A 24,286-nucleotide genomic window follows, 5' to 3' on the forward strand; every position below is an offset into this window, starting at 1 on the left:
CTGCCCGGCATCCGATCCCCTCCATGAAAAGCATCTATCTCCTGGCGGCCGCCACCCTGGCCGCCCTGGCGGTGCTCGTCGCCTTGCCCATGGCGTTCGTGGCGCTGCAAGCCGTGTTTCCCCATCTGGGCGAAGGTTCGCTACGCGATCCGTTCGGCGCCTGGCCTGCGACGCTGGGCAGTCCCGGCACGCTCAGCCTGATCGGCGGCACGCTGAAACTGGGCCTTGGCGTGGCGGCGGTCAGCGCGGCCATCGGCATTCCGCTTGGTGCCCTGCGCGGGCTGTTCCGCGTGCCGCTGGCGCGGATGTGGGACCTGCTGTTCCTGGTTCCCTTTCTGCTTCCGCCGTACATCGCCGCGTTGTCGTGGACGATGGCCCTGCAGCCGCGCGGCTATCTGGAACAGCTGACGGGCTTTAATCTTGGCCCGCTGCTGTTTTCGCCGACCGGCGTGACGTTGGCCATGGGCCTGGCGATCTTTCCCGTCGTGTACTTCGCCGTCTCGCGCAGCATGGCGGCCACCGGCGCGCGGATGGCGGACGTGGCACGCGTATTCGGCGCGGGTCCGTGGCGCGCCTTCGTGCGCGTCACGCTGCCGCTGGCGCTGCCTGCCATTGCCGCCAGCCTGCTGCTTGCGTTCACGCTCGCCATCGAGGAGTACGGCGTACCCGCGGCGCTCGGCTCGCAATCGGGCGTTGCCGTGCTGACCACCGCCATCGAACGCCGGCTGGCCGACTGGCCCATCGACCTGCCCGGCGCATCGCTGCTGTCGCTGGTGCTAGTGGCGCTGGCCCTGACCGCCTACGCCGTCCAACGCGCCGCGCTGGCGGGCCGGGGTTTCGAAACCACAACGGGTAAGCCTGCGCCGCTGGCGCGCGTTGAACTCGGCCCATGGCGCGCCCCCGTGCTGCTGGGTTTTGCCACGGTGGCGTTGATTGCGGTGGCGGCGCCCTTGGCCTCGATGCTGGCTGCCGCGCTGACGCGCAACGTGTCGGGCGGCCTCGCGGCCGGCAATCTGACGCTGGTCAACTTTGCCGCGCTGTTCGATGCGCGCGGCGACGCATGGGAGGCTTTGTCCACGAGCCTGTCGCTGGCGAGCGGGACCGCCTTGCTGGCCGGCGCGGTCGGCCTGCTGGCGGCGTGGTGCATCGCGGGGCGGCACGTACGCGGGGCCGCGCTGATCGACGCGCTGGCTTTGTTGCCAGCGGCATTGCCCGGCGTGGTGGTCGGCGTCGGCCTGATCCTGGCGTGGAACCAGCCGTTCTGGCCGGCCACGCCTTACGGGACCTGGGGCATCCTGCTGCTGTCGTACACCTGCCTGCTTCTGCCCTACCCGGTGCGGTATGTCGGCGCGGCCTTGGCGCAGATCGGCGCCAACCTGGAAGCGGCGGCGCGGGTCCATGGCGCCAGCGCAGCGCGCGCGCTGCGGCGCATCGTCCTGCCGCTGGTGTTGCCCGGGCTGGCGGCGTCGATGCTGATGGTGTTTGCGGTGGCGTCCCGGGAATTGGTGACGTCGCTGCTGCTGGCGCCGGCCGGCGTGCAGACCGTGTCGATCTTCGTGTGGCGGCAGTTCGAGCAGGGATCAGTGGGAGAAGGCATGGCGATGGCCGCAGTGGCCGTTGCCGTCAGCCTGCTGCTGATGCTGGGCGCAGCCGGCATCAGCCGCCGCCACCCCCGCTAGCAGGCGGAGCGGCAGGCAAGCGCATCAGAGCTGTCCGGGCACCACCCGGTTGCGCCCCTGCCGCTTTGCTTCATACAGGCCCCGGTCGGCGGCCTGGATCAGCTCGGTGCAAGGCTGCCCCTCTTGCGGGACCGCCGTCGCCAGCCCGATGCTGACCGTCAGCCACGGGCCGAAGCCCGCGTCGCGCTGGGGAATCTGCATGGCTTCCACGGCCCGGCGCAGCTTCTCGGCCGCCAGCCGCGCGCTGCCGCCCGGCGTGCCCGGCAGCACCAGCGCAAACTCCTCGCCGCCAAAACGCGCCGCCAGGTCGGTGGAACGGTCGCAACTGGCGAAGATGGTGTTGGCCACGCGCTTGAGCGCTTCGTCGCCCGCGATGTGGCCATAGGTGTCGTTGTAGGACTTGAAGTGGTCCACGTCGATCATCAGCATGCTGATCTCGCGGCTGTCCCGTCCCGCGCGCTGCCATTCGGCATTCAGGTATTCATCGAAATAGCGACGATTGCCCAGGCCGGTCAGGCCGTCCGAATTGGTCAGCCGGCGCAGCTCCATATTGCTTTCCAGCAGTTGCTGCTGGCTCTGGCGCAGCGCCTGATAGGCTTCGTCGCGCTGCACCAGCGCCATGTACGAACGCGAGTGGTAGCGGATGCGCGCGATCAGCTCGATGGAGTCCGGCAGCTTGACCAGGTAATCGTTGGCGCCCGTCGCGAAGGCCGCGCTCTTGATGGCGGGATCTTCCTTGGTGGACAACACGATGATGGGGATGTCGCGCGTGACGGGATGGGCGCGGTATTCGCGCACCAGGCTCAGGCCGTCCACGCCGGGCAGCACCAGATCCTGCAGGATGACCGTGGGCCGGGTCTGGATCGCCACGCTCAAGGCCTTGTAAGGGTCCGAGCAATAGTGAAAATCGATGTTGCCCTCGGGCACGAGCGCGCGCCGGATCGCTTCTCCAACCATGACCTGGTCGTCGACGAGCAACACCATCGCCCCATGCGAATTGAGATCCGCGGAGACCGTGTCGTCGGGGGATGGGAGCATAGTGAGTCCTTGATGCTAACGATGTGCCGCGGCTCAGGCGAAAGCCTGAATCACGCGGGACGCAATTTGTTCGAGCGGCCGGATTTCCACCGCGGCCTGCATGGCCGCGGCCGCCTTCGGCATGCCATAGACGGCGCTGGTGGCCTGGTCTTGTGCGATGGTCAGGCATCCACGCTCGCGCAGCGCCTTCAGGCCGCGCGCGCCGTCCTGGCCCATGCCGGTCAGCAGCACGCCGACCGCGACGCCGCGCCAGTGCTGCGCGACGCTATGAAAGAAGACATCGATGGAGGGCCGATACAGGCTTTCGCGCGGACAATCCGTGTACCGGAGGGTACCATCCTCGAGCAGAGTCAGATGGTCATCCGTGCCCGCCAGCAGGATCTGGCCGGGCAACGGCCGTTCGCCTTCGCGCGCCAGCCTGACCGGCAGCGGCACCTGGTCATTGAGCCAGTCCGCCATGCCCGCCGCAAACGACGCGTCCACGTGCTGCACCAGCACGATGCCGGCCGGAAAATCCAGGGGAATGTCGCGCAGCAATTGGGCCAGTGTCGCCGGGCCGCCGGCCGACGCGCCCACCGCGAGCAGCCGGCGCGTGCTAGCGGGCGCCGCAGGCTTGCTGACCGGCGTCAATGCGGCACGATTGCCGTAACGGCCGATCAGCCAGCCGATATTGCGGATCTTGCGCAACAGCGGGGCCGCCGCGGTGCGCATGTCGGCGGCGCCGACCACCGGCGTGTCCACCGCATCCAACGCCCCGTGACCCATGGCGTCAAAAACGCGCGACGTGTGGCCCGCCACGTCGGAGGTGACCACAACGATTGCGCAGGGGGTTTCGGCCATGATGCGGCGCGTGGCCTCGACGCCATCCATGACGGGCATGATGAGATCCATCAGCACGACATCGGGACGATCGCGGGCGCATTGCTGGACGGCCTCCAGACCGTCGGACGCCGTCCAGGCGACCTCCAGGCCGGGTTCCAATGTAATGACTCGCCGCAGGACTTCGACGGCGAGGGGCATATCGTTGACGATCCCGATTCTCACGTCCGTGCCTTCCCGATGAGGTCTTCAACGGCGTCGAGCAGCGCATCATCATGGAAGCTGCCCTTGGCCAGATAGTAGTCCGCGCCAGCATCCAGTCCGCGCTGCCTGTCCTCTTCCCGGTCCTTGTACGACACCACCATGACGGGCAGGGTCTGCAGCCTGGGATCCGCCTTGATCCGCGACACCAGCTCGATGCCGTCCATACGCGGCATGTCGACGTCGGTCACGATCAGATCGAAGTCCTCGCTGCGGAGCATGTTCCAGCCATCCATGCCGTCCACGGCGACCGCCACATCGAAGCCGCGGTTCAAGAGGAGCTTGCGCTCAAGCTCGCGAACCGTCAATGAATCATCCACCACCAGCACGCGCTTGCGGCGGCGCGTGGCCGCCGCGCCCGACCCGCTGTCGACCCGCGACAGCCGCCCGCCCTCGATCAGCTTCTGGACGGACACCAGCATGTCCTCGACGTCCAGGATCAGGAGCGGCGTGCCGTCATCCATGAGCGATCCCGCCATCACGTCCTGCACCTTGCCCAGGCGGGGATCCAGCGGCTGCACGACCAGCGTGCGCTCGCCCACGTAGCGGTCCACCGCGATGCCGTAGAGCCGGTCATGGTCGCCCACCACCACCACGGACAAGGTCTCCGTGGCTGGCGCGGCCTCGCCGGCGCGCAGGATCTGGCGCGCCGACACCAGGCCGATCTGCCGGTCCTGGAACCGGAAATGCTGCTGGCCTTCCAGCTGCTCGATGTCCTGGGCGTCCACTTGCAACGCGTGGCTGACGTACGCCAGCGGAAACGCGTAGATCTCGTTCTGCACCTCGACCAGCAGACTGCGCACCACCGACAGCGACAGCGGCATCTCCAGCACAAAGCGCGTGCCCCGCCCCTGCTGCTGGTAGACCCGTACCGCGCCGCGCAACTGGCGCACCATCGTCTGGACCACGTCCAGCCCAACGCCGCGCCCGGATATCTCGGTCACCTCGTCGCGCGTGCTGAAACCCGACAGGAACAGGAATTCCAGCAGCTCGGCTTCGCTCAGGCGCGACGCGGTCTCGGCATTCGTGAGCTTGCGTTCGACGACTTCTTCGCGCAGGTGGTCCAGCGAAATGCCGGTGCCGTCGTCGGCCAGCTCAACCAGCAGCATGCCCGCCGAATGGCGCGCCGACAGCGTGATCAGGCCCTCGGCCGGCTTGCCCGCGCGTTCGCGGACGTCGGGCGCCTCGATGCCGTGATCCACGGCGTTGCGCAGCAGGTGCATGAGCGGCGCATCCAGCTTTTCGAGGATGTCCCGGTCCACCTGCGTGTTTTCGCCCTCGATTTCAAGGCGAACCTGCTTGCCCAGCGAACGCCCCAGATCGCGCACCATGCGCGGCATGCCGCCCACGCCGTCGCCAAAGGGCCGCATGCGGCAGGCGAGCGCGGTGTCATAAAGGCGCCGCGTCAGATGATTCATGCGCCAGCCGAATTCGTCGACTTCGCTGGCGCGCTGCGTCAGTTCACGCTGGCATTGTTCAAGGATGCGCTGGGCGTCGTCCAGTGCGGCCTGGCCACGCGCGTCCAGTTGCTGATCGGCCAGCACGGCCCGCAGGCCGTCCAACGCGTGCGCCGCGCCCGTCTGCATTCGCCGCAGCCGCAGCATGGCCGTGCTGAAAGGCCCCACCCATTGCGATTCGACCAGGGTCTCGCTGGACAAGCCCAGCAGGCGGTTCAGCGTGTCGGCGGTCACGCGCAGCACCCGCTCGCCCTCGCCCACGCTGCCGTCCGAACTGCGGCGCGATGGCAGGGTGGCGGGTGCGGTCGGCTTTGCGGCGCCAGCCGGCGCGGCGGCGGCAGGCTCGTCTTCGATCCGCACGATGGGCGGCAGGTAGTCCGACGGCCGCCCCGCGCGCGGGCCCGGCGCTGGCGGCGTGCCGGACGTGCTGGGCGCCTTGGAGGCGTTGGGCAGATTGGGCGCGCTGCTCAGCCGCGCCACCAGATCGCCGATCTCGGCGTCCAGTTCCACGCCCGGCGTTGCGACACGCTGCAGCAGGTCGGTGCCCAGCAGCAAGGCATCGATGTCGGCGGCTTGCAAAAGCAGACGGCCTTCCTGCGCGGCCACCAGGCAGTCTTCCATGGCGTGCGCGATGCGTACGGCCGGATGCAGGTCCACGATGCGCGCCGCGCCCTTGAGCGAATGCGCGGCGCGCATGCAGGCTTCAAGGTGCGGCGCGGACGTGGGGTTCTTTTCCAGGGCAAGCAGCCCGTCGTTCAAGACCTGCACCTGGGTGCGGGTCTCGATCTGGAACAGTTCGAGGAGCGAGGCGTCGCGCATCTGATCGGGATTCAAGCGAGGCTCCGTTCCAATGCCTGCATCAGCAGGGTTTCGTCCAGCACCCCGACGGCGCGGCCGCCGCAGCGCGCCACGCCGCGCGAATACTTCAGGCTTGCGCCCTGCACCGTCGACGGCAGCGGCTCCAGCGCCTCCAGGTCCACTTCGTGCATGCCTTCGACCTCGTCCACGGGCAGCACCACGGCGCGGCCCGCGCCGCCGAAAATCAGCATGCGGGCGGTGGCAGGACGCTCGCGCGCCTGGGGCGCCGCGGCATCCAGGCCCAACAGGCGCGGCAGCGACACGCACACCGTCAACGTGCCGCGCACGTTGGTCACGCCCAGCACCGCCGGATCGCGCCGGTGCGGCAGGCTGATGATGCCGCGCGTGCCGGCCACCTCGTCCAGCGACCGGGTCGGCAGGCCCATCCATTCGCGGTGCAGCCGGAATACCAGCAGCGAGGACAGATTGGCCGAATGCTGCGGCGGAGCGGCCTCATCGGCCGCTTCCATCGCGGGCGGCAGACGGTCCAGGATACGCTTGGCCGCCGCGGCATACACCGGACAGTTGCGGCAATGCACATGCTCGGCAAGCTGCGGGCAGCTTTTGTCGCCGCGTATCCCGATGCGGTTCCAGCAGTCGTCCACGCCGGACAGGGCTTGGATCGCGTCAGTCACGTCGCGCCTCCCCGCGCGCCGCGCGCGCCTGCAGGCGGCGGGCGCCCTCGTGATCGCCATCCGACGCCACCAGCGCGGCCAGATGCAGCAACGCCTCGCGGTGGTTCGGGTCCAGATACAACGCCTTGCGGTAGGCGGCCTGCGCCTGCCGCGACTGCCCTTCCGCGTCCAGAAGCAGACCTTGCAGATGCAGCGCGTCGGCGCTGGCGCCGTGGATCTCGATGTGCGCCAGACATTTCGCCATGGCATCGCGCACCCGGCCCAGATCGGCCAGCGCGGCGATCTCGCGCAGCAACGTCTGCGCGGCCTGCCCCGTTGCGGCGGCGGGCGGTGCGGATGGCGTATCGGCAATTGCCGCATGTGGCACCGGCAGCCGCGGCGCGGGCGTCTGCGCGACCGGGCGGCGCGGCGGCGTCCAGGCGTGAACGATGGGACCCTGGCCGGACAGCGGCGCGCGCGCAGCGGCCGGCATCTCTGCCGGCGCGGGCGCAGGCTTGGCGCGGAAGGCAAAGGACCGCGCGAGCGGCACGGCAGGCAGGCGGCGGCCGGTCAGAAGACTGGTCTCGGCCGGTCCCACGAACAGCACACCGTCATCGCACGCAAACCGGCGCAGCACCTGCACGGCCCGTTCCTGCGTCGCCAGGTCGAAATAGATCAACAGGTTGCGGCAGAACACGAAGTCATAGGGCGCGGCGCCCGCCAACAGGTTCGGATCAAACAGGTTGCCCGGCTGGAACCGGACCTGCCCGCGCACGCGCGCAGCCAGTTGATGGCCATCCGGCACCTCTGAAAAATGGCGATGGCGGAACGCCAGATCGCCTCCGCGAAACGAATTGCGGCCGTACACGGCGCGCTGGGCGAATTCCACCATGCGCACGCTGATGTCCACGGCATCCACATGGAACCGATGCGACGGAACGCCCGCATCCAGCAGCGCCATGGCAATCGAATACGGTTCTTCGCCGCTGGAACACGGCACGCTTAACACGCGCAACATGCGCCCTTCACAGCCAGGCGCGAACAACCGCTCGCGTGCCAGCGCCGCCATCGCATCCTGCGATTCCGGATACCGGAAGAACCAGGTCTCGGGCACGATCACGGCTTCGATCAACTGCTGCATTTCGTCGGGCCAGGCCTGCACGCGCATCAGATAGTCCTGCTCATCGTCCACGCCGGCCGCATGCATCCGGTGCCGCACCGCGCGCTCGACGGCCGCCTGGCCGATGGAGCCGCTGTCCAGTCCCATGCGGCGCTTGAGGAGCCCGCTGAATTCCTCGACCAGGCTCATGGCTGCGCCTCGGCTGCCGACGCGTTGCCGTCAGACGGAAACAGCAGCGCCCGCACGTAGGCGGGCAGCAGATCATTGACCGAAACGGCCTGCACCATGCCTTGCGCGTCGGTCAGGACCGGACCGAGATAGCGCGCCTCGGCATTGTCCAGCGCATGCGGCTGAAACCCCGACGGGTCGTAGTGGACGGTTTCGGTGGCCTGTTCCAGGATCAGCCCAAGCAGCCGCTCGGCGTCAGTGTGATCCGGCCGGTAGCGCACCAGCGCCACGCGCGTGCTGGTGACGGCGGCGAACGTGCCCGCGCCGGCCAGCGCGCTCATGTCGATGACCGGCACAGCAACGCCGCGGCGTTCCATCATGCCGGCCACCCAATGCGGCGCGCCCGGCACCTGCTTGAAGACGCGCAGCCCCAGCACTTCGGCAATATTCCCGGCGTCCAGCGCATAGCGATCCGCGCCAATTCTGAAAAGCAGGTACAGCCGGCGAGCGGAGCCGGCGTGGCTCGCGGCAGCGCGGGCGCGGACGGCAGGAGCAGTCATGGACGCGATCACACCTTGAAGCGCGACACGCCGCTGCGCAGGTCGTTGGCCACCAGTGTCAGCTCTTCAATGGCAAGGCTGGACTGCCGCAGCGACTCCACCGTCTGCTGGGCCGCGTCGCTGAGCTGCTGCAGGGCCTGGTTGATCTGCTCGGCCCCGGTGGCCTGCGCCTGCATGCCTTCGTTGACCATCTGCACGCGCGGCGCCAGCGTCTGCACCTGCTGGATGATCTGCGAGAGCTGGTCGCCCACCTGCTGCATGTCGGCCATGCCGCGGCGCACTTCCTCGGAAAACTTGTCCATGCCCATGACACCGGCCGATACCGACGACTGGATCTCGCGCACCATCTGCTCGATGTCGTAGGTCGCCACCGCGGTCTGGTCGGCAAGGCGGCGGATCTCGGTGGCCACCACCACGAAGCCGCGGCCGTACTCGCCCGCCTTCTCGGCCTCGATCGCCGCGTTCAGCGACAAGAGGTTGGTCTGATCGGCCACCTTCGTGATGGTCGTCACGACTTGCGTGATATTGCCGGCCTTTTCATTCAGCACCGCCAGCTTGGCGTTGACCGAGCCCGCCGCGCCCACCACGTTGCGCATCGTGTCTTCCATGCGCGCCAGGCCCACCTGACCGCTGCCGGCCAGCGTGGCGGTCTGCTCAGCCGCGCTGGAGACTTCGGTCATGGTGCGCACCAGTTCGCGGGACGTCGCCGAAATCTCGCGCGACGTCGCGCCGATTTCGGTGGTGGTGGCGGCGACTTCCGACGCGGTGGCCTGCTGCTGTTTGGACGTTGCGGCAATTTCGGTCACCGACGTGGCCACCTGCACGGCCGAGCGCTGCGTCCGGCCGACCAGGCCAGTCAGCTCGTCGACCATGCCGTTGAAGCCGGTCTCGATGGCGTTGAATTCGTCGTTGCGCGCCAGCTTCAGCCGCCGCGTCAGGTCGCCTCCGCCCGTCGCTTCCAGCGTCTTCACGATGTCGTGCATGGGGTTGGCAATGGCGCGCATCAGCAGGTAGCCGCACACGATGGACGCGGCAATCGCCATCAGCAGGGACACCAGCATTCCGGTCTCGGCCGACTCCACGGATTTCTGGATGCTCACCGCAGCATCATCCGCCTGCTTTTTGTTTTCGATCACCATCCTGGCCAGGATGTCGCGCCCTCGGTAGAACGACGGCCGCAACTCGGTCAGGATCCGCGTCTGTGCCCGCGCCGGATCCGCCAACAGGGCCGGCGTCAGGATGTCGGCGCGGATGCGCTTGTACTCCAGCAATTCCTTCTGGAAGTCGTCGAACATCTGCTGGTCGTCCTGCCGGGCGATGGTGCGCCGGTAGAAGTCGATGTGTTCTTCAAGCTGCTGGTCGTTCCGCGGCAGGGCTTCCAGCGCGGCGCGGCGCTCGGCCTCGGTCGGCGCATTGAAGGCGTCCTGCACGACCACGAAACCGGCGAACCATGCTGCCCGGATCGACGTGCTGTAGTAGATGCCGGGCACGGCGTCGGTGTTGATCATCTGCGCTTCCGCTTCGACATCCAGAAGCCGCCGGTAGTCCACCACCACCATCAACGTCATGATGGCAAGAATGGCCAGAAAACTGGCCATGATTCTTTGGCGGAGCGTCACATTCTTCATACCGGGAGACCTTTGTACTGTATCGACTCGTCGACGCCCTGCCGGGACGCCCCTGGGTATTTCCCCGCCGGCAATCAGCGCATTCCTGCTCGAATGTGGGAAATTTCGACAATTATTACAAAGGTGCCGCATCACAGCCATGAAAAACGCAGGAAAACGCAAAACATGGCTAGCTTGTCGGGAAAATGCAAAGTTCTATTACATAAAATCAAGCGGCATTTGTTAGCGGTGGTACGCCGGCGGCTGAACCGGCGATGCTTCTGGATGCGGCCGGCAGGTCCGCCGGCGAAGTTTGCAGACGCGGCAGGCGGGTCAGCCCGCGGCCTCCCACAGCGCAACCGGCGGCCGATCCTGCACCCAATCGCGCGCCTTTTCGTACGCATGGGCCAGTTGCAGCACGGCAAGATCGCCGCGCGGCGGACCGATAAGCTGCATGCCCATCGGCAGCCCTTCGGCGTTAAAGCCCACGGGCACGCTGATGACCGGGCAACCGGCCAGCGTCCACGGCGTGACGGTCTCCATCCAACGGTGATACGTATCCATCGGCCGGCCCGCAATCTCCTTGGGCCAATCCAGGTTCACGTCGAACGGAAACACCTGCGCCGACGGCACCGCCAGGAAGTCGACGTCTTCAAACATGCGCAGCACCGTCTGATACCACGCGCTGCGTTCCTCGGTCGCCTGATAGATCTGGCGGGCGGTCAAGCCCTCCAGTCCCTCGACCTCCCAGATCAGCGCGGGCTTGACCAGCTTGCGCGTCTCGGGATTGTTGACCAGGGCATGGAACTGTCCGCCCACCATCAGATGGCGGTGCGCCAGCCAGATACGCCATAGCCGGTCGCCCGCAAAGGGCACCTGGTAGTCATCGACCTGGCAACGCGCGCTCTCCAGATCCTTCAAGGCCGCTTCGCAGAGATCCAGGATGCCGGGTTCCATCGCCAGGTAGCCGCCCCAATCGCCCAGCCAGCCCACGCGCTTGCCGGACAAGTCCGCATCCAGCGGCTGCGCGTATTGCGCCGGATCGTCCGTCAGCGACAGCGGCGCGCGCTTGTCGTGGCCGGCGATCACCGACAGCAGCAAGGCCACGTCGCGCGGCGTGCGGCCCATGGGGCCTTCGTAGGAAAGCTGCTTCAGGAAGACTTCGGGCGACGGACCGGACGGCACACGCCCGGCCGACGGGCGCATCCCATACACGTTGCAGAACGCCGCGGGATTGCGCAACGAGCCGCCGAAGTCGCTGCCATCGGCCACGGGCAGCATGCGCGCCGCCAGCGCCGCCGCCGCCCCGCCGCTGCTGCCGCCGGCGGTCTTGGTGACGTCATAGGGATTGCCCGTGGCGCCATAAACCTTGTTGTAGGTGTGCGAGCCCAGGCCGAATTCCGGCACATTGCTGCGGCCGATGAAGATCGCGCCGGCGGCGCGCATGCGCTCGACCAGAATCGAATCGTGCGCCGTCACCACGTCCTTGTAGACCAGCGACCCCATCGACGTGACCATGCCCCGCACGGCGGTCAGGTCCTTGGGGGCCTGCGGCATGCCGTGCAGCCATCCCTGCCACTGCCCCGCGGCCAACTGCGCATCCCGCGCATCGGCCTCGCGCAGCAGCTCGTCGCTATCGCGGCGCGCGACGATGGCGTTCAGCTTGGGATTGACCCGGTCGATATGCGCCAGGTACGCCTGCATCACTTCACGGCAGGACACCCGGCGGCTGCGGATGGCATCCGACAGCGCGTGCGCGGGCATAGCGACGATGTCATTGAGCGGGGCGGGGGTAGGCATGGGCGTTCGTCTCCTTGGCGCGCGCCGCGGATCCGCCGGGCGCGCGTATTGTCATTGGGCGCAGCGCGGCGGCCGGCCGCGCGCATCGCGACAATACTACGCAAATCGGCAACGCCGCGCCCAGGGCGTGAAGGCTTCCGCGCGCCGCGGACACCGGCAGGGCAACGGCAGGACAACGGCAGCATGCCGCGCCGCCCGGCGCCCCCGTCTACTGCCGCGCCAGACCGTTCTTGCCGATCAATTCCAGCAACCCGTCCGACAAGGTCCCGCGCCAGCTCAGGTAATCGTGGCCACCCGCCACCTCGCGATGGGTCACGAGATAACCCTTGGCTCGCAGCACGTCGCGCAGATGGCGGTTGGTCTCCAGGATGCCGGGCTGGCCGCCGCGCCCCGATTCAAACAGGCCCGCGCCCAGGAAGAACCGCACCGGCAGCGTCCGCACCGCCACGAATTGCCGCGTCAGCCACTGGTCTTCCTCGCCGGGCGGCGACCACCAGTACGAGCCGGACTGGCTCAGCACATTGCCGAAGACCTCGGGATGACGCAACGCCGCATACGACGACGCCAGGCCGCCATAACTTGACCCGCCAATCACCGTGCGTGCCGCGGGCGCTGCAATGCCCTGCTTGCGCGCCCACGGCATGAGCTCGCGCGCCAGGAAGTCGGCGAAATCCGGATTGGGCGGCAACTCGCGGCCGCGCGAGTCTGCGGTGGGGTTGTCGATCAGCACGGCCGCGGTCGGGGGAATGACGCCGGCCGCGATCATGTTGTCCAGGATGGTGGGCGTAGGCACACGCCCCAGATAGGCGCCCGCGTCGAACAGCACCAGCACGTGGTTGTCCGGGCGATCGGACTTCCAGCCTGCCGGCCGGTACAGATGAATCGTGCGCGTATTGCCCAGGATTTCGCTGCGCAGTTCCAGCGCCTCGACACTGCCGGCGGGCACACCCGCGCGCGGCGCGACCCACGGCTGCGGCGGCGCGTCCGCCAGTTCCAGCACCGAATAGGTCTGGAACGCGTCGATGCCGCGTTCGGGATAGACCTTGGGATTGTTGGGGTCGGCCTGCGCCGTGGCGAGAATCGCGCGCCGCCGCGCCATACCGGTCCCCGGCAGTTCCGGCACATCGGGCGCCAGCCGGTAAGACAGGCGGGCCGTCTTGGGCACCAGGAAGCTCACGTACCAGACGTCGGAATCGCCCAGCCGCGACAGCTGCGCGTGGTCCGTTGACGGACCGCCGAAGAGGCGCACGTTACGTTCCGCGCCCTGCCACAGGAAGGTCACACGGTCGTGCGTGGCGTTTGCCGGCTCGATCAGCGGCGTGCCCTGCCGCTTCATCTCTTCCCAGAACGTGGCCGTCGTGCCGCCCTGCGACAACGTTTGGGCCAGCGCGGCCAGGCGCGGGCTGTCCAGCGTGGGCGCCGGCGCATGCTGTTCGGACAGCGGCAGGCGTTGGGTCACGGACCATTCATACGCACCCTGCCCCTGCGCCCGTATGGTATAGACGCCATCGGCCGGCCCCACCAGCATCAGCACGCCGGCCGGCTTTTCGCGGTCGCTCAGGCGGCGGACATGGCGCCCTTGCGGGTCCAGCAGATCCAGCGTCACGCCGCTGTCCGCCGACCATGTGCCTGCCACGAATTCACCCTTTTGCATGGGGAGCGGCTTGTCGGCATGGCCCTGCGGGATGACCGCGCCTTGCGCTGACTGTGCAACCGCCACGCCCGGCGCTGTCGCAGCCAACGCAGCCGTTAATGCCGCTTTCAACGCAACCGCCAATACCGTCGAAGTCAGGCCATTGCGCCGCCCGTTCATCTGTCGCATATCCATCCGCCTTAATAAGAATGGATATCATTATTGCCGAAAACAGATCCCGATCCCGTCCGAGCACGCGTCCGAATAAATTACGCCGCGCCGCTTGAGCCATATCAACCCGCGTGCTTCCACCCTCGCCCTAAGATCGCCTCCTGCCCCCCGCCCGGAGACCATCTTGACCACGCACGACATCGCCACCGATACCGCCACCGCCGACATCTGCACCGAAGCCGAAATCCAGGACCTGGTCCATACCTTCTACGCCAAGGCGCGCGCCGACGAAGCGCTCGGGCCAATCTTCAACGGCTTGGTCCACGACTGGGACGAACACCTGGCCACGCTCTCGGACTTCTGGTCAGCCGTTATCCTGGGCACGCGGCGGTTCACCGGCATGCCCATGCCCAAACACGCGGCCATGCCCAACCTGAAAGCCGAGCTTTTCGAACGCTGGCTGGTCCTCTTTGGCGAGACCACCGACGCCCTGCCGAATCGCGCCCTGGCCGATGCCGCGCAGGAAATGGCCAAGCGCATGGCGCGCAGCCTCTGGTACGGCTATCAGTTGTCGCGCGATCCCAACCAGCCGCTGACCGAACTCCGCTCGCCGGCGCAGCCCGAACCACATCCCGAAGCGCGCCCCGCCTAGCGGCTCGCGCGATCAGTCCACCCGCCACCACCCCGGCAACAGCCCACGCACCTTGGCGCGCCGATAGCGGTCATCGATGAGGTGCACGGTGCCCTCATCGTGTTCGGTCCGGATGACCCGGCCCGCCGCCTGCACCACCTTCTGCATGCCCGGGTACAGATACGTGTAGTCGTACCCGTTCTCTTCGCCATAACGCATGTCCATGGCGCGCTTCATGTTTTCATTCACGGGGTTGACCTGCGGCAGCCCCAGCGTGGCGATGAACGCGCCGATCAGCCGCTTGCCCGGCAGGTCCACCCCTTCCGAGAACGCGCCGCCCAGCACCGCGAATCCCACGCCCTGCCCCGTTTCGGTAAACCGCGCCAGAAAAGCCGCACGCCCTGGCTCGTCCATGCCAGGCGTCTGCAGCCAGATCGGCACTTGCGGATGGCGCTCCCGCATCAGGTCCGTCACGCGCTTCAGATAGTCAAAGCTGCTCAGAAAGCCCAGGTAATTGCCCGGCCGCTCGTCGTACTGGCGCGCGATCAGGTCCGCGATGGGCGCCAGCGACCGCTCGCGATCGCGAAAGCGCGTGGATACGTTGCCCACCACGCGCACGGCCAGCTGCCCCGCCTGAAACGGCGCGGCGACGTCGATCCAGGGCGTGTCCTTGGGCAGGCCCAGCGTGTCCCGGTAGAACTGTTGCGGACTGAGCGTGCCGGAAAACAGCACCGTCGCATGCGCCGTCGCGTAGCGCGCCGCCAGATACGGCGCGGGAATCACGTTGCGCACGCACAGCGTCGACGGCGGCGTCTTGGCGCTGCTGACGCCCACTTCGCCCAGGGTCACGTCAAACAGCGCGTGGGAGCCGAACTGTTCCGCCAGCCGCATGAAATGCAGTGCCTCGAAATAGAACCCCAGCAAGGGATCATCCTGCGCCAGCGGCGTCTGGCCGATGAACTCGGTGATGGCCGCCACCGCCTTCTGCACTGCCGTCAGCACGCCGGCTGGCGCCGCGTCGTACGCCTGATAGCGTTCCGTCTGCTTTTTGTTCAGCGCGTTCCACGACCGGTGCAGCCCGTCCAGCGGCTTTTTGAGCGCCTTGGGCGCCGCATACCGCGCGGCGGTCAGCCGATTCTGGTCGAGCTCGCCCGTGTACATGCGGCGCGCGCGGTCGACCAGGTTGTGCGCCTCGTCGACCAGCACGGCCACCTTCCACTGATGCGCCTGCGTCAGCGCATGCAGCATGGCCGTGGCATCGTAGTAATAGTTGTAGTCGCCCACCACCACGTCGCTCCAGCGGATCAGCTCCTGCGACAGGTAATACGGACACACCTCGTGTTCCAGCGCGATGGCGCGCACGCTAGGCGCGTCCAGCCGCGTGTGTTCAACCGCTGCGGCGCGGGCCTGCGGCAGACGATCGTAGAAGCCGCGCGCCAGCGGGCAGGAGTCGCCGTGGCAGGCCAGATCGGGATGCACGCAGCTCTTGTCGCGCGCTTGCAGATCCAGAATCCGCAAGCCTGGCTTGGCGGGCTGCGCATTGATGGTTTCCAGCGCCTCCACCGCCAACCCGCGGCCCGATCCTTTGGCCGCCAAAAAAAACACCTTGTCCAGGCCCGTACCCGGACTGGCCTTGAGCAGCGGAAATATCGTGCCCAGCGTCTTGCCGATGCCCGTAGGAGCCTGCGCCATCAGACAGCGGCCATCGCGCGCCGTGCGGTAGACGGCCACCGCCAGATCGCGCTGCCCGGCTCGGAACTCGCCATGCGGAAACGCCAGCGCCTCAAGCGCCGCATCGCGCGCCTGCCGGTGGGCCAGTTCCGTCTTGGCCCACGCCAGAAACCGTTCGCCTTGCAATTGGAAGAACGCAGCCAAGTCCGCAGCCTCGTGCGTTTCCACCAGCACGGTTTCTTCCTCGGTCGCGACGTTGTAGTACACCAGCGCCACCCGCACGTTCGCCAGACCACGCGCCTGGCACAGCAGATGGCCGTACACCTTAGCTTGCGCCCAATGCACCACGCGGTGGTTCTCGCGCACGCTGTCGAACTGCCCGCGGTAGGTTTTGATCTCTTCGAGCTGATTGGCCGCCGGGTCGTAGCCGTCGGCCCGCCCGCGCACCAGCAGATCGCCAAACACGCCCGACAAAGACACTTCGGTTTCGTAGTCCGGCCCGCGCCGCCCTGTCACTGCCGCGTGCCCCGCCATGCCTTCCAGGCCGCTGGGCGCAGGCGTAAAACGCAGGTCAAGATCGCCGGCCCGCGCCGTGAACTCGCACAACGCCCGCACTGCCACCGCGTAGCTCATGCGGCCTCCTGCAACCAGCTCACGTGACACACGCGCACCGGCATGCCGTGCGCCACGCAGTACTGCAGCCAGCGGATCTGGTTGTCCTGCAGCTTGTCGCCGGGTCCCTTCACCTCGATCAGTTCATAACGGCGCTCGGCCGGCCAAAACCGCACCAGGTCCGGCAGACCGGTCCGGTTGCCCTTCACGTCGCGCAGCAGGCGCGTAAAGAAGAGCTTCAGATGCGCAGCGGGCAGGCAGTCCAGCGCCTGTGCCAGCAACGTTTCGGACAAGGCGCCCCAGAACACGAACGGCGACTGCAAACCCGCCTTGTCGGCGTACCGTTGAAGAATGACGTCGCGATAGGCGGGGGTATCCAGCTGCGCCAGACAGGCCGCGAAGTGCGCCTGCCGCCGCGCGTGAAAATCTGGCGCTTCCAGGTCGGCGGGTCCCCGCTGGAACGGATGAAAGAACGCGCCCGGCAACGGCGCAAACACGGCCGGCCAGCAAAGCAAACCGAACAGCGAATTGATCAGCGCGTTCTCGACGTAATGCACCGGCGCGTCGTCGTGATGCAGGTGATCGCGCGTCACGTATTCGACCGAGGAGGGATGCGCCGGGCGGACCAGCGCCAGTTCCGTACGCGGCAGGATGGGCGCTGCCGCACGCGCCGCCGCGCCCTGCCCCAGCCCGCGACGCAGCCGCGGCATCATGCGCGCTACGCGTTGGCTTTCCTCTTCGCTTTCGGGCGCGTTCGCCGCCGTCATGGCCAGCGCCATCGCGTCTTCAAACCGCTGCATCCGTTCATACACCCGGATGCGCCGATGCCGCGCGCCGGGATAGCCGCAGGCCGCGTACACGCGCTGGGCGGCTTCCCAATCCTGCGCGCGCTCGCAGGCTTGTCCGATGCGCAGCAACACCTTGGCGCGGCGCTTTTCCAGCCACGCGTTGCCACTGATGCAATCCTCTGCCGCGCGCAGCAGGTCGTCCACGGCCGCGCCGTCGTCCAGCGCCTGCCTGCACGCATGCAACGCGAGATAACAGTCGACGTCCGCCCGCGTCTGAAACGCCCGCGACGCCGCATCGAACGGCACGGTCTCGTATTGAAATACGCCCAGGTCCGCCAGCACGAACTCCGACCAATCCTGATGCAGATTGCCAAAAAACATGAGGCGCAGCCGTTCGCAGCGGTCCGCCACCATAACGCGCCAGACGGCTTCCAAGGAATCGGGCGCCCAGCCGCAGAACGGTCGGGCGTCGGGCATGTCCGCCCGCAGCGTCGCCAGCATGTCGGCCTTGCGCAGGCCCGGCCTGGCTGCCGCCTGCGATGCGAACACGCGGCACAGTTCGGGCTTGGTCAATAGTGCAAACAGTTCATCCAGCGACATTGGCGCCCGCGTGTCCAGCCACCCTAGCGCTTCCAACGCCGCGGCCGCCTCTTCGACGACCGGGATCTCTTCGTACACCAGCCGGCTGGCCCGAAACCACGGCCCGCGCCGCATCAGCATGCGCACCATCAACGCCTGCGACGCCTGCGGCAACGCCGCGAAATCCGCCAGAAAGCGGCAATCGTCATCGTCCAGCAGGTCGGCGTAGCGGTCCGAGACCCACGCCAGCGCGCGCTGGAAATTGTGCAGATAGTAGTAACGGTGGGCGGGCAACATCGGCGGCGGCCGGACGGACTGTTTATTTATCCAGTAATCATAGCAGGCCGGCCTGTCCGGATTCTGTCGAAGCGTGCCTGACGATGGTCATCCCCTCTTCTTCTTCGGGCTCCACGAAATACGCCGTGATGTCGTCGTACTCGGCGTCGCTGGTGAGCCCCGCAAGAAACCCGCGCATGAAAAACGGCGCCGGAAAGCCTCAAGCTCTCCGGCGCCGTTTGCCATCCCGCCGGCAAAGCGGCGGGACCGTCGATCACGACATCGTCACATCACTGCGCGCGCACCGGCTGCGGGGCCGCGCCGATGTCCTTACGCACCTTGGCCACGTCGGACGCGCTGACTGCCGCGCCCTTGTTGCCCCAGCTCGACCGCACAAAGCTCACCACGTCGGCGACTTCCTTGTCGGTCATGCGCCAGTCAAAGCCCGGCATCGCGTACGCGGTCGGAGCCGACGCCGTGCCCGGCATCTGCGCGCCCTTGAGCACGATGTGGATCAACGAGGCCGGATCGGCCGAGTTGACCGTCGAGCTCAACGCGAGCTGCGGGAAGGTCTCGGTATAGCCCTTGCCCGTGCTGCGATGGCAAGCCGCGCAGTTGTTCAGGAAGGCCATGGCGCCGTCGCTCTTGTCCTTGCCGGTACGCAGCGCCTGGGCCACGGACTCGTCATAGGCCAGCGGTTTGGTGGCGTCCTTGTTCACCGGCGGCAGGCTCTTCAGATACACCGCGATGGCGTTCAGGTCGTCGTCGGTCAGGTGCTGCGTGCTTTCCTCGACCACTTGCGCCATGCCGCCGAACGCCGCCGAATGCCCGTTGCGGCCGGACTTCAGGAAGGCCGTAATGTCTTCCTTGCTCCAGGCGCCCAGGCCGTCGGTCGCGTCGCCGCGCAGGTTCTTGGCCAGCCAGCCTTCGACCACGCCGCCCGACAGGAAGGCCGAGCCATCCGCGTCCGTCAGCGCCTTTTCCTGCAACGCCACGCCACGCGGCGTGTGGCAGGTGCTGCAATGCCCCAGGCCTTCGACAAGGTACTGGCCACGCAGCAGCGCCTGCTTGTCCGCGCCGCTCGTGTTCACCGTAACAGGCGCCGTCGCGACATCCGGCGCGAACATCCAGCGCCACACCGTCAACGGCCAGCGCATCGACATCGGCCAGACGATGTCGGTGTCCTTGTTTTCCTGCTTCACGGGCTCGACGCCGTGCATGAAGTAGGCATACAGGGCCTTCACATCCTCCGGCGTGACCTTGGCGTACGCGGTGTACGGCATGGCCGGGTAAAGCGAATGTCCGTCCTTGGCCACGCCGTGGCGCACGGCCCGGTCGAAGTCCTCGTACGAATAATTGCCGATGCCCGTTTCCTTATCCGGCGTGATGTTCGTCGAATAGATCATGCCCAGCGGCGAATCGATGCCCAACCCGCCGGCAAAGGGCTTGCCGCCCGAGGCCGTGTGGCAGGCGATACAGTCGCCGGCGCGCGACAGGTACTCGCCCTGCTTGATCATCTGCGCGTCGGTCGATGCGGACGTGCCGTCGGCCGCGAACGCGGCGCTGGCAACGAGGGCCGAGAAGGCCGCAACAATGGTTTGCTTGATCATTGTTCCGTCTCCTTAAGCCTGGACCAGCGGGCCGGGGTTCTTCAGGTACTGCTCGCGGATCGCCTGTGCCGCCCAGTAGGCCAGCGCGCCGACCAGACCGGTCGGGTTGTAGCCCATGTTCTGCGGGAACACGCAGGCGCCCATCACGAACACGTTCGGCACGTCCCAGCTCTGCAGATACTTGTTGACCACGCTTTCCTTGGGGTTCGAGCCCATGATGGCGCCGCCCGTGTTGTGCGTGCTCTGGTAGACGCGCGTGTCGTAGCGCGCGCCCTTCTTGCGCACGGCCACGAAATGCTTTTCAGGATTCATGGCCTTGGCCACGGTCTCCATGCGCTTGCCCATGTAGCCCAGCATGTCGAACTCGTTGTCGTGCCAGTCGAACGTCATGCGCAAGAGCGGCTGGCCATACGCGTCCTTGTAGGTCGGGTCGAGCGACAGGTAGGCGTCACGGTACGACATCACCGAACCGGAAATGCCGATCGTCATGAAGCGCTGATACGCATCCTGCACGCCCGCCTTCCAGGCCGTGCCCCACGTCGGGGTGCCCGGCGTCGTGGGCGTCTGCTTGATCGGACGGCCGCCGTAGCGCACGTGGCGGATGCTGGCGCCGCCCAAAAAGCCCAGCGGACCGTGGTCGAACTGGTCGCCGTTCAGGTCGTCCATACCCACGCCGCCGGCACCGGTGCCGACAAACGGGTTCAACTGCGTACCCTTGGGCAGCAGCACGTTGACCGCGCCGTTCATCTGGTACGCGTAGTTCTTGCCGACCACGCCTTCGTTGGTCTTCGGGTCATACGGCTTGCCGATACCCGACAGCAGCAGCAGACGCACGTTGTGCATCTGGTAAGCCGACAGGATCACCAGATCGGCAGGCTGATCGACCTCGTTGCCGTCTGCGTCGATGTACGTCACGCCAACGGCCTTCTTGCCGGTCGAATCCAGATTGACCTTGATGACCTGCGAGCGCGTACGCAGCTCGAAGTTCGGCTTCTTCAGCAGCACCGGCAGAATCGTGGTCTGCGGCGAGGCCTTCGAATACATGTAGCAGCCGTAGTTCTCGCAGAAGCCACAGAAATTGCAGGGGCCAAGGCGCACGCCGTACGGGTTGGTGTACGGACCCGACGCGTTGGCCGCGGGGGTGGGATACGGGTTGAAGCCGACTTCGCGCGCAGCCTTCTCGAACAGCGAAGCGCCGTAGGTCGTGGCCAGCGGCGGCAGCGGAAATTCCTTGCTGCGCTTGCCTTCCAGCGGATTGCCGCCTTCGACGATCTTGCCGTTCAGGTTGCCGGCCTTGCCCGACGTGCCGCACACGTATTCGAACTTCGAGAAGTACGGTTCCAGTTCGTCGTAGGTCACGCCGAAGTCCTGGATCGTCATGCCTTCCGGAATGAACTTCTTGCCGTAGCGCGTTTCATACCGCGTGCGCAGTTCCAGCTCTTCGGGCAGCACACGGTAGTGCATGCCGTTCCAGTGAAAGCCCGCGCCGCCCACGCCCGTGCCCAGCAGGAACGAGCCGTTCTGGCGGTACGGCACGGCCACGTCATCCACGCCGTGGCGGATCGTCACGGTTTCCTTGGACAAGTCCTGGAACAGATAACCGCGCACCGAGTACTTCAGCTCGTCGATCACCTTGGGGTATTCGGCGTCCTTGGGCGTGTCCTGCATGCCGCCGCGCTCCAGCGCCAGCACCTGCAGCCCCGCTTCGGTCAGCTCCTGACCCAGGATCGCGCCGGTCCAGCCGAATCCGACCAGTACCGCATCAACTTTGTCTTTCTTGATCGCCATGATTTAACCCTTCTCCCCAGAGATCGACACGGGGCCATAGGGATACTTCACGTTGGGCTGGTCGACCCAGTCCATGAAATCGGCGCGCGCGCCGGGAAAGCCCACCATCTTCCAACCCACCATGTTCTTGTTGCCGCCGTAGATCGGATCGGCAAAGAAACCTTCCTTGGTGTTGGCCAAGAGGAAACTGAAGAACGTCTTGGACGGCACGGATTCGAATGCGATCTTGCCCGACTGCAGGTCCTTCAGGATCTGTTCCTGCAAGGCCTTGTCCAGTTCGGCGTACGCCTTGCCGTGCGTCTTCACGCACCAGGCATCACAGGCCTCGATGCCATTGCGATAGACCTGGCGGGGGTTCTGATCGAGCTGGTAACCCAGTTCCGGCACCTGATCGGTGTGGAACGGCCCGTCCATGTACCACAGCTTGCCGTGGCCGAAAGGCGTTTCCATCTGACGGTCGATGAACTCGGGCACACCGGCCTCGATGGCGCCAGGGCCGTACTCGTCGGCGGGAATCAGGTGATCCACCGCGGCAACGATGAAGGCCCATTCGGCCTTGGTGAAATAGGTGGGCTCGTAGGGCTTGGCCGCCTTTGCGGCGTTGCCGTCGGCGGCGTTGGTACAGCCGACAGTCAGGCCGCCGATCGCCAGCGTCGACGCTGGCACAATAGCCATCGTTTGCAGAAACCGCCGGCGCGGCTGTGCGTCATCAGTCATGGACATCTCCGTGAATACTCCAAGTTGTCCTAGCGCGCTACCGAACATGAAACCTGGAAACACGAACTGCCCGAGCTAGTGACAACACGCTCTTTTCTTGCTCAAAATCAACACTGCTCTTTGAAAAGGGACGTAAGAGCAGGTGTCGGCATTATGCGCTTCTGATCTGCTCATTCGACCGTATCAGATGGAATTTCTTGACGTGGGAAAGTCTTTTGCATTAAGGACAACGTAAGAACCTTCAAAATGCCGCGCTTTCTGACAGCAAGGTGAACGAAAACCCTTGATTCATGCGGCCCGCAGACGCGTGGTGTACCGCGCGCAATCCCTGAAATGAACCCGATGCACGCTCAATACAGCATTCACGACAGCCTTCCGTTGCAGTGGCAACCGCGCCTTGCCGGAGCGCGCCTCGAGCAGCAATCCATCGGTGAGTCGCGCGCGGACGTCTATCGCATTCGCAGCGCAAATCAGCCTGATCGCTATCTCAAATCCGAGCACACGGGCACGCAGCCCGAACTGCCAGACGAAATCGAGCGCCTGCAATGGATGGCCGCGCACGGCCAGCCGTGCCCCACCGTGATCGACGCGGCCGCCACACCCACGCGGCACTGGCTGCTGATGAGCGCCGTAGCTGGCCAGGATCTGGCCAGCGCGGGTCTGCCGCCTGCGCAGGTGATCGCCATCATGGCCGATGCGCTGCATAGTCTGCACCGCATTCCCATCGACCAATGCCCTTTCGATCACACCCTTGAACGGCGTATCGCCGAGGCCAGACGGGCGCTGGACGCCGGCCTGGTGGACGAATCGGATTTCGATGACGAGAGAATTGGACGAACCGCCGAAGACGCGTTTGCGGAACTCCTTGCGACGCGGCCCACCACGCACGATCTCGTCGTGGCGCATGGCGATGCGTGCCTGCCCAACTTCATGGCCGATGGCGGCGTGTTCACCGGCTACATCGACTGCGGCCGCCTCGGTGTAAGCGACCGCCACCAGGATCTTGCGCTGGCTGCGCGCAGCATCGAACGCAACCTGGGACGCGAGTGGATCGAACCGTTCTTTCGCGGCTATGGCGTCGAACCGGATGACCGCCGTCTTGCGTTTTACTGCCTGCTGGACGAGTTCTTCTAAGAGTTGGGCGCGCACGCGCGGCGGGCTACGCGCCTCGGCCGTAATACCCCAAAAACATCCCAACCGCTGAATCCGCCACGCGCTCGCGCTCCGCCTTTTTCAACGGTGGTTGCCCCAGCGTGACCTGCGGCCAGAACGCAAAGCCCTTGACCAGTCCCTCGAGCTGATGGCCCGCAAATACGGGATCCACCTCGGCCAGGCGACCATCGGCAATCGCCGCCTGAATCCACGCCGTCACCCCGCTGCCCTTCTCGTCCATCCGGCACACGATGTCCTGCGCGCGGTCCGGCGAATGAATGATCTCCGCCATGGCGACGCGCGCCAGATCAATGAAGCTGGCGTCGCCCAGCAACTCCAGTTTCTGCATCAACAACTGTCGCAATTGCTGCGCCAGCGGAAGATCGGGCCGGTAGGCCATGTCGACGCTGGCCGCGCTGCTGGCCCACAACTGCTCCAGCATCAGCGCGAACAGCGCCTCCTTGCTCGGGAAATGGTTGTAGACCGTGCGCTTGGACACGCCAGCAGTCTGAGCGATGCGGTCCATGCTGGTGGCCTCGAACCCCGCAGTGCGGAATTCCTCCACCGCCGCGCGCACGATGTCCTCTCGCTTGCGGTCGGTCAGGCGTTTGGGCGGGCGTTCCTTGGCGGAATCGGGAGCTTTCGTCGACATGGGCGAAATTCTACACCAGGCGGTG

At 66.4% G+C, this 24,286-nt stretch carries 19 protein-coding genes; 3 read left to right on the top strand and 16 right to left on the bottom strand.

Annotated elements, in window-relative coordinates:
- Positions 1-23 precede the first annotated feature (23 nt).
- Positions 24-1,679: an ABC transporter permease gene (locus B2W22_RS07795; protein WP_286937041.1), complete on the top strand. Its 1,656-nt coding sequence runs from the start codon at positions 24-26 to the stop codon at positions 1,677-1,679.
- 24 nt (positions 1,680-1,703) lie between these two features.
- On the opposite strand, the gene B2W22_RS07800 is transcribed toward B2W22_RS07795, so the two are convergent.
- The 9 genes from B2W22_RS07800 to fes form a co-directional block, all read right to left on the bottom strand.
- Entirely contained in the window at positions 1,704-2,717 is a 1,014-nt protein-coding gene (locus tag B2W22_RS07800; protein WP_175121210.1) for a response regulator, read from the bottom strand.
- 33 nt (positions 2,718-2,750) lie between these two features.
- The gene (locus B2W22_RS07805) at positions 2,751-3,761 is read right to left on the bottom strand and encodes a chemotaxis response regulator protein-glutamate methylesterase (protein ID WP_175121209.1); all 1,011 of its coding nucleotides are present in this window, start codon (positions 3,759-3,761) and stop codon (positions 2,751-2,753) included.
- Positions 3,758-6,088 carry a hybrid sensor histidine kinase/response regulator gene (locus tag B2W22_RS07810; protein ID WP_286937044.1) on the bottom strand — a complete coding sequence of 777 codons (2,331 nt, stop codon included), beginning with the start codon at positions 6,086-6,088 and terminating at the stop codon, positions 3,758-3,760. The genes B2W22_RS07805 and B2W22_RS07810 overlap by 4 nt, the downstream gene beginning before the upstream one ends.
- Positions 6,085-6,747: a chemotaxis protein CheW gene (locus tag B2W22_RS07815; protein ID WP_254594847.1), complete on the bottom strand. Its 663-nt coding sequence runs from the start codon at positions 6,745-6,747 to the stop codon at positions 6,085-6,087. The genes B2W22_RS07810 and B2W22_RS07815 overlap by 4 nt, the downstream gene beginning before the upstream one ends.
- Positions 6,740-8,035 carry a CheR family methyltransferase gene (locus B2W22_RS07820; protein WP_286937046.1) on the bottom strand — a complete coding sequence of 432 codons (1,296 nt, stop codon included), beginning with the start codon at positions 8,033-8,035 and terminating at the stop codon, positions 6,740-6,742. The genes B2W22_RS07815 and B2W22_RS07820 overlap by 8 nt, the downstream gene beginning before the upstream one ends.
- Entirely contained in the window at positions 8,032-8,574 is a 543-nt protein-coding gene (locus tag B2W22_RS07825; protein ID WP_286937047.1) for a chemotaxis protein CheW, read from the bottom strand. The genes B2W22_RS07820 and B2W22_RS07825 overlap by 4 nt, the downstream gene beginning before the upstream one ends.
- A gap of 8 nt (positions 8,575-8,582) precedes the next feature.
- Positions 8,583-10,202 (bottom strand): methyl-accepting chemotaxis protein, encoded by a 1,620-nt coding sequence (locus tag B2W22_RS07830; RefSeq protein ID WP_175121204.1) that lies wholly within the window; start codon positions 10,200-10,202, stop codon positions 8,583-8,585.
- 312 nt (positions 10,203-10,514) lie between these two features.
- Positions 10,515-11,981: an amidase gene (locus tag B2W22_RS07835; protein ID WP_286937049.1), complete on the bottom strand. Its 1,467-nt coding sequence runs from the start codon at positions 11,979-11,981 to the stop codon at positions 10,515-10,517.
- Between the two features lie 208 nt (positions 11,982-12,189).
- Positions 12,190-13,803: an enterochelin esterase gene (fes, locus tag B2W22_RS07840; protein ID WP_286937051.1), complete on the bottom strand. Its 1,614-nt coding sequence runs from the start codon at positions 13,801-13,803 to the stop codon at positions 12,190-12,192.
- 166 nt (positions 13,804-13,969) lie between these two features.
- Here fes and B2W22_RS07845 point away from each other — a divergent pair, with 166 nt between their 5' ends.
- Positions 13,970-14,437 (top strand): group III truncated hemoglobin, encoded by a 468-nt coding sequence (locus B2W22_RS07845; RefSeq protein ID WP_286937053.1) that lies wholly within the window; start codon positions 13,970-13,972, stop codon positions 14,435-14,437.
- A gap of 12 nt (positions 14,438-14,449) precedes the next feature.
- Here the strand turns inward: B2W22_RS07845 and B2W22_RS07850 are convergent, their stop codons facing one another.
- The 6 genes from B2W22_RS07850 to B2W22_RS07875 form a co-directional block, all read right to left on the bottom strand.
- Positions 14,450-16,720, bottom strand: a complete 2,271-nt coding sequence (locus B2W22_RS07850) for an ATP-dependent DNA helicase (protein ID WP_286937056.1) — start codon at positions 16,718-16,720, stop codon at positions 14,450-14,452.
- Positions 16,717-18,363, bottom strand: coding sequence for a VRR-NUC domain-containing protein (locus B2W22_RS07855; protein ID WP_175183729.1), 1,647 nt, complete (start codon positions 18,361-18,363; stop codon positions 16,717-16,719). Before B2W22_RS07855 ends, B2W22_RS07850 begins: the two co-directional genes overlap by 4 nt.
- Positions 18,364-18,400: 37 nt before the next feature.
- Complete coding sequence (locus B2W22_RS07860; protein WP_175183730.1) at positions 18,401-18,541, bottom strand: hypothetical protein; 141 nt, start codon at positions 18,539-18,541, stop codon at positions 18,401-18,403.
- Positions 18,542-18,632: 91 nt separating this feature from the next.
- Positions 18,633-19,952, bottom strand: coding sequence for a cytochrome c (locus tag B2W22_RS07865; protein WP_286937060.1), 1,320 nt, complete (start codon positions 19,950-19,952; stop codon positions 18,633-18,635).
- 12 nt (positions 19,953-19,964) lie between these two features.
- Positions 19,965-21,740 (bottom strand): GMC family oxidoreductase, encoded by a 1,776-nt coding sequence (locus tag B2W22_RS07870; protein ID WP_286937064.1) that lies wholly within the window; start codon positions 21,738-21,740, stop codon positions 19,965-19,967.
- Between the two features lie 3 nt (positions 21,741-21,743).
- The gene (locus B2W22_RS07875; protein ID WP_286937066.1) at positions 21,744-22,457 is read right to left on the bottom strand and encodes a gluconate 2-dehydrogenase subunit 3 family protein; all 714 of its coding nucleotides are present in this window, start codon (positions 22,455-22,457) and stop codon (positions 21,744-21,746) included.
- 342 nt (positions 22,458-22,799) lie between these two features.
- Here B2W22_RS07875 and B2W22_RS07880 point away from each other — a divergent pair, with 342 nt between their 5' ends.
- Positions 22,800-23,591, top strand: coding sequence for an APH(3')-II family aminoglycoside O-phosphotransferase (locus tag B2W22_RS07880; protein ID WP_286937068.1), 792 nt, complete (start codon positions 22,800-22,802; stop codon positions 23,589-23,591).
- 25 nt (positions 23,592-23,616) lie between these two features.
- On the opposite strand, the gene B2W22_RS07885 is transcribed toward B2W22_RS07880, so the two are convergent.
- Complete coding sequence (locus tag B2W22_RS07885) at positions 23,617-24,261, bottom strand: TetR/AcrR family transcriptional regulator (protein ID WP_286937070.1); 645 nt, start codon at positions 24,259-24,261, stop codon at positions 23,617-23,619.
- Between the last annotated feature and the right edge of the window lie 25 nt (positions 24,262-24,286).

It is taken from the genome of Achromobacter sp. UBA4530 (assembly GCF_002388205.1).
Classification (GTDB): Bacteria; Pseudomonadota; Gammaproteobacteria; order Burkholderiales; family Burkholderiaceae_B; genus Achromobacter; species Achromobacter animicus.